We start from the raw sequence: 4,331 nt of genomic DNA, 5'->3' as shown, positions 1-4,331 counted from the left end.
TCTCTTTGTGCTCACCATCGGACTCATGAAGTTGTCATGACTTTACAAACCCTGGATGCCTTAGGGTTTAACATTGATGCATTTATTGGGATTCCCTATGGTGAAAGTAATTGGCCGATTATGAGGATGTTAGATCATGTTTCTGGTCAAAGCTATCGATGTTTACGTATGATTCAACATCCTATCAAGCCAACGCAATACAAGTTTGACTTTAAGCAGTCCTCTTTTCTCCCAAATACTGAGGAAAAGTTATTTGTTAACCTGTATGAAAAATCGGAAGTTAATCAAAACTATATGAGTGCAATGACAGCGTTAGTTGAAACAGAACTCGTTCGCTGCATTCAAACATGTATCAAACAAAATAAAAAACTGTTGATTTATGAAGATGGAGGATATGCTGTACCTTTAATTTATCAAATTTATCAAGATCCAAATCATGGTTTACATTCTCTGTTCAAGAATGCTGTCGATAAAAATATTATTATTGGTGCTGTTGAAGTAACTACTGCTGGGGAAAAAAGAGACCGAGCCGCTATAGAATATTATCAAGGAAAAGCTTTGCTTCCTGTGCTTTCTACAGCACGGGATGACATCAAGCTAATTTTCGAAACAAAAGGGGTTTCACAAGCAATTATTGACTCAACTTCAACAGCTTTAGGCCGATTAGGATTGCCGACATTTGAAACACGGAAAGTAGCGGTCATCGGAGGTAATGGTGCAATCGGAACCCGATTGGTTGAAGAACTGACAGAAATGCAAAATAGTACAAGTCATGTTTTTGCTGTAGATATTGTCGATCAAGCATTTTCTAGAGAAATTGACAGTCAAAGATTTCCCTATGCTGCCACAAAAGTTGATTATTTAAATTTGGGCAGATATATTGTTGAAGACACCTGTTTACCAGTGATTGTCGATTTACCTTTTGGTGAGCGTCACCCTCAATTGTATAGCGATAAGATTGAGAAATCGGTGCTAGAATTTTTCTCACCCTCTCCCAAGTACGAATCTTTTAATGAATTAGTTATAACTAATGCTTTCCCCAGCCCAGAATCTTCCTTGCAGACGCTATGGTATCAAACAAATACGTTGAATGGTTTATGGGAATCTATCCGTCAGCAATATGGGTATGTCCCTGAGAAAATCGAACTGTTACCCAATGGCCAAGGAATGAGTCAAATCTTTAGTAAGCAAAATTGCTTCAAAAAGGTAACCTTATTAGTTCCTGAACAAATACTATCTTTCCGAAAAGTAACGCGCCTTATTCAAAACCACATTGATACAATTATTGGTGTTACCGGCTCCCTTGTGTTGGATGAGCTGGATATCAATGGGTTTTTGACTAGAAAAAATATCGGATATCTTGTAGATGAACTGATTCTTACCAGTGGTTCATCGAAGGATTATGAATTTAGAAAGGCAATAGTTTTTCTAGACGAGTTATTAGAAATTATTTCCGAAAATACAATCGATATTCATCAACAGTTAATCTGGTACAAGAGATATTATGAGCAGAAGTTGTGTTTTATTTCAGATAGTGAGACTCAAGTCATTCATCAAGTGCTTTCTTCTTCGGAAACATCTGATTCTCTAGTAGCTAAACTAAAAGATTATCCTGAATTGATCAAGAGCATGGGTTTAAAGGATGTCGAATCTAGTACATGGGTTTCTGGTTTGGTTGAATGGATTCGGCATCAGATCAAAAAGAATATTTCAATTCACAAATCCTTTCATGATGATATTGGTACGGTCTATGATATTCAATTTAATGGTCAATCTAAAAGATTAGTACTGTTAGCAGATGGTTTTGTGATCAACTTTTTTGCTAAACATGAGAAAGGCGTAAAAACAGAATATATTGATCCAATTGTCACAATGCAACTCCTGGGTTTGGTCAAACTTGCGACGACTGAAAAAGGTATAGAACCAGGGGTTTATCGCATGGCACAACGTTTCAAGACCGATGATATTGATTTGTTTTGGAAAGCACTTGATGATAAAAGCCGTCCTATAGAATTTGGCGTTGCTGAATCAAGGAATGAATAGAAGTAGGGTGGGCATCCTGCCTGCCCGAAAATATTGATAACCGGCAAGATGCCGGTTCCACCAAGATGCCGGTTCCACCTCACTCTTAAAATCATTCCATTATTAAGCAACGCCGAACCTTCAACCTTCAACGGGCTAACCTTCAACTGCATCACCTACCCTACACCGAACGCCAAGGGCGAACAACCGCCTCACCTTCAACCCTAGATTAAAGGTCCCCTCTAAGAGCATATAGGGCGAAAATGACCACTGGACCAGCAATCACAACAGCTGCCAGCATAGTCAATTGAGCAATTAATACCCAATCGATGTTACCTATAAAATCTAAAAAAGCTAAATACATGTGTTCTCCAGAATTGACCCAACAAAGGCGATGGTGACTAATCACAATCCATCCCTTAGATATTACTGGGTAATGATCTGCTTTTTTTAAGTAAGTTTACAAAAATATACAAAACTCAACGGCAAGCCTGACCACACCTATCACGGGTGAAAACTCGCTAAGCTAGATATAGTTTAAGCTTTTAGCTCTTTTTTCAAAGTTATGGCAACTTGGAGTTGTGTAAAGCAATGTGGCGCTTGCTGTCATCTTGACCCAGCTGAGCGTCCAGGATTAGAGGAATATCTTCTCCCAGAAGAGCTAGCGCTATATTTAAGTATGGTAGGTGAGGGGGGATGGTGTATAAATTTCGACCACACCACCCGTGAATGTCGTATTTATCCCCATCGACCTCGTTTCTGTCGGGTGGAACCTGAGGTATTTCAGGATATGTATGGGGTGGAGCCAGCAGATTTAAATGATTTTGCCATTGACTGCTGTTGGGAGCATATTGAAGCACTTTATGGAGATTGCTCTCTGGAAATGCTGCGCTTTGAGCGGGAAATATGGAGGGAATAGGGAAAATTAAAATTAACGAGTAACAAGGGACAAGTAACAAGTAACAATGCGTGTAAAAATTTGTGGCATTACGAAACCAGAACAAGCAGATGCGATCGCAAAATTGGGAGCAACAGCGTTAGGGTTTATTTGTGTACCAGGCTCTCCTCGTTACGTTACACCACAGCAAATTCGAGGGGTGGTCAACCACTTGTCCGTATCAGTTGACCGCATTGGTGTGTTTGCTAATACCTCTACGGAAGAAATCAGTCAAATTGTGGATGAGTCAGGGATAAATGCCGTTCAGCTGCATAGTAATGAATCCCCAGAATTTTGCAAAAAGCTGCGCCAAGCTTTACCAGAGATTGAAATTATTAAAGCGTTAAGGATAAGAACTTCAGAATGTTTAAATCAAGCACATAGTTATTTAAGTTGTGTAGATACACTATTACTAGATGCTTACCATCGAAAAATGTTGGGGGGGACTGGTAAAACCTTAGACTGGCAAAGGCTACAAGAATTTCGTCCCAGTATCCCTTGGTTACTAGCTGGTGGCTTGACACCGGATAATGTCTTAGATGCCCTCACTTTGGTGCAACCCAGTGGAATTGATCTATCCAGTGGTGTAGAGCGAAGACCAGGTGATAAAGATTTAAAAAAGGTTGCTCGGTTATTGGAGAAATTAGGATCAAGAGTTGAAGGTTGAAGGTTGAACGGTTGAAGGTTGTCTGTCAGAAGGGTGAATGGTAAAGGCAGAAGGCAGAATGGTGAATGGTGAAGGCAGAAGGCAGAAGGCAGAATGGTGAATTCTAAATTCTAAATTCTAAATTCTAAATTCTAAATTCTAAAAAATTGAAAGTTAGGCGGTTGAAGATCAACAGTCAACAGTCAACAAGGTTTGGGATGATTCCAATGGAATGGTAAAGTGGAATTGACTACCTTGATTTTTCCCCTCAGACTCAGCCCAAATTTTTCCACCCATACCTTTAATAATCTGACGACAGATAGCTAGACCAAGACCTGTGCCACCAACGGTGCGTCGGAGTGAATCTTCCTCTTGATAAAAACTCTCAAATATTGCGTCTAGCTGACTGGGTTCAATGCCCCTACCAGTATCCGCTACAATTACTTCTAACATGGGATTATGGCGGCGATTCTTGGTGAAGAATCCTATCGACTCTGCTTGAGTTTCATTAATTTGGGCTTGGATAGTGATTTTACCCCCTGGCTCAGTAAACTTACAGGCATTGTCTAGGAGTTTGGTTAAGACTTCTACCAACCCTTCACCATCTGCTAAGACTGTAGGTAAGACAGAGGGTAGTTTAACGTTGATTTCTGGTAGAGTCTCTGGTGACCAAATCGATCTCAGAGCAGAAAGAGCCAAGTCTAAGACTTCGATAATCTGGATTGA

Annotated in this window: 6 protein-coding genes; 4 read left to right on the top strand and 2 right to left on the bottom strand. The window is 40.0% G+C overall.

Translation table 11 applies throughout. The features are described from left to right. Both F6K20_RS26255 and F6K20_RS26250 read left to right on the top strand, forming a co-directional pair. On the top strand, nt 1–2,043 hold a 2,043-nt coding region (locus F6K20_RS26255), incomplete at its 5' end, for a hypothetical protein (RefSeq protein ID WP_287296594.1). Nucleotides 2,044–2,091: 48 nt separating this feature from the next. After that, a complete protein-coding gene (locus tag F6K20_RS26250) occupies nt 2,092–2,250 on the top strand; it encodes a hypothetical protein (RefSeq protein WP_287296592.1) in 159 nt (52 codons plus the stop codon). A 1-nt stretch (nt 2,251) separates the two neighbouring features. On the opposite strand, the gene psb30 is transcribed toward F6K20_RS26250, so the two are convergent. Then, complete coding sequence (gene psb30, locus F6K20_RS26245; protein WP_008178400.1) at nt 2,252–2,386, bottom strand: photosystem II reaction center protein Ycf12/Psb30; 135 nt, start codon at nt 2,384–2,386, stop codon at nt 2,252–2,254. A gap of 201 nt (nt 2,387–2,587) precedes the next feature. Between psb30 and F6K20_RS26240 the strand changes: the two genes are divergently transcribed. Together F6K20_RS26240 and F6K20_RS26235 are read left to right on the top strand one after the other, a co-directional pair. After that, nucleotides 2,588–2,941, top strand: a complete 354-nt coding sequence (locus tag F6K20_RS26240; protein ID WP_008178398.1) for a YkgJ family cysteine cluster protein — start codon at nt 2,588–2,590, stop codon at nt 2,939–2,941. A gap of 46 nt (nt 2,942–2,987) precedes the next feature. After that, nucleotides 2,988–3,626, top strand: coding sequence for a phosphoribosylanthranilate isomerase (locus tag F6K20_RS26235; RefSeq protein WP_008178396.1), 639 nt, complete (start codon nt 2,988–2,990; stop codon nt 3,624–3,626). A 168-nt stretch (nt 3,627–3,794) separates the two neighbouring features. Here F6K20_RS26235 and F6K20_RS26230 read toward each other — a convergent pair. Beyond that, nucleotides 3,795–4,331: sensor histidine kinase (locus F6K20_RS26230; RefSeq protein WP_287296591.1), on the bottom strand; the 537-nt coding region annotated here is incomplete at its 5' end.

It is taken from the genome of Moorena sp. SIO2C4, assembly GCF_010672485.1.
GTDB lineage: Bacteria > Cyanobacteriota > Cyanobacteriia > Cyanobacteriales > Coleofasciculaceae > Moorena > Moorena producens.
Note: the sequence above shows the minus strand (reverse complement) of the source record. Positions and strands in the feature narration are given on the sequence as shown.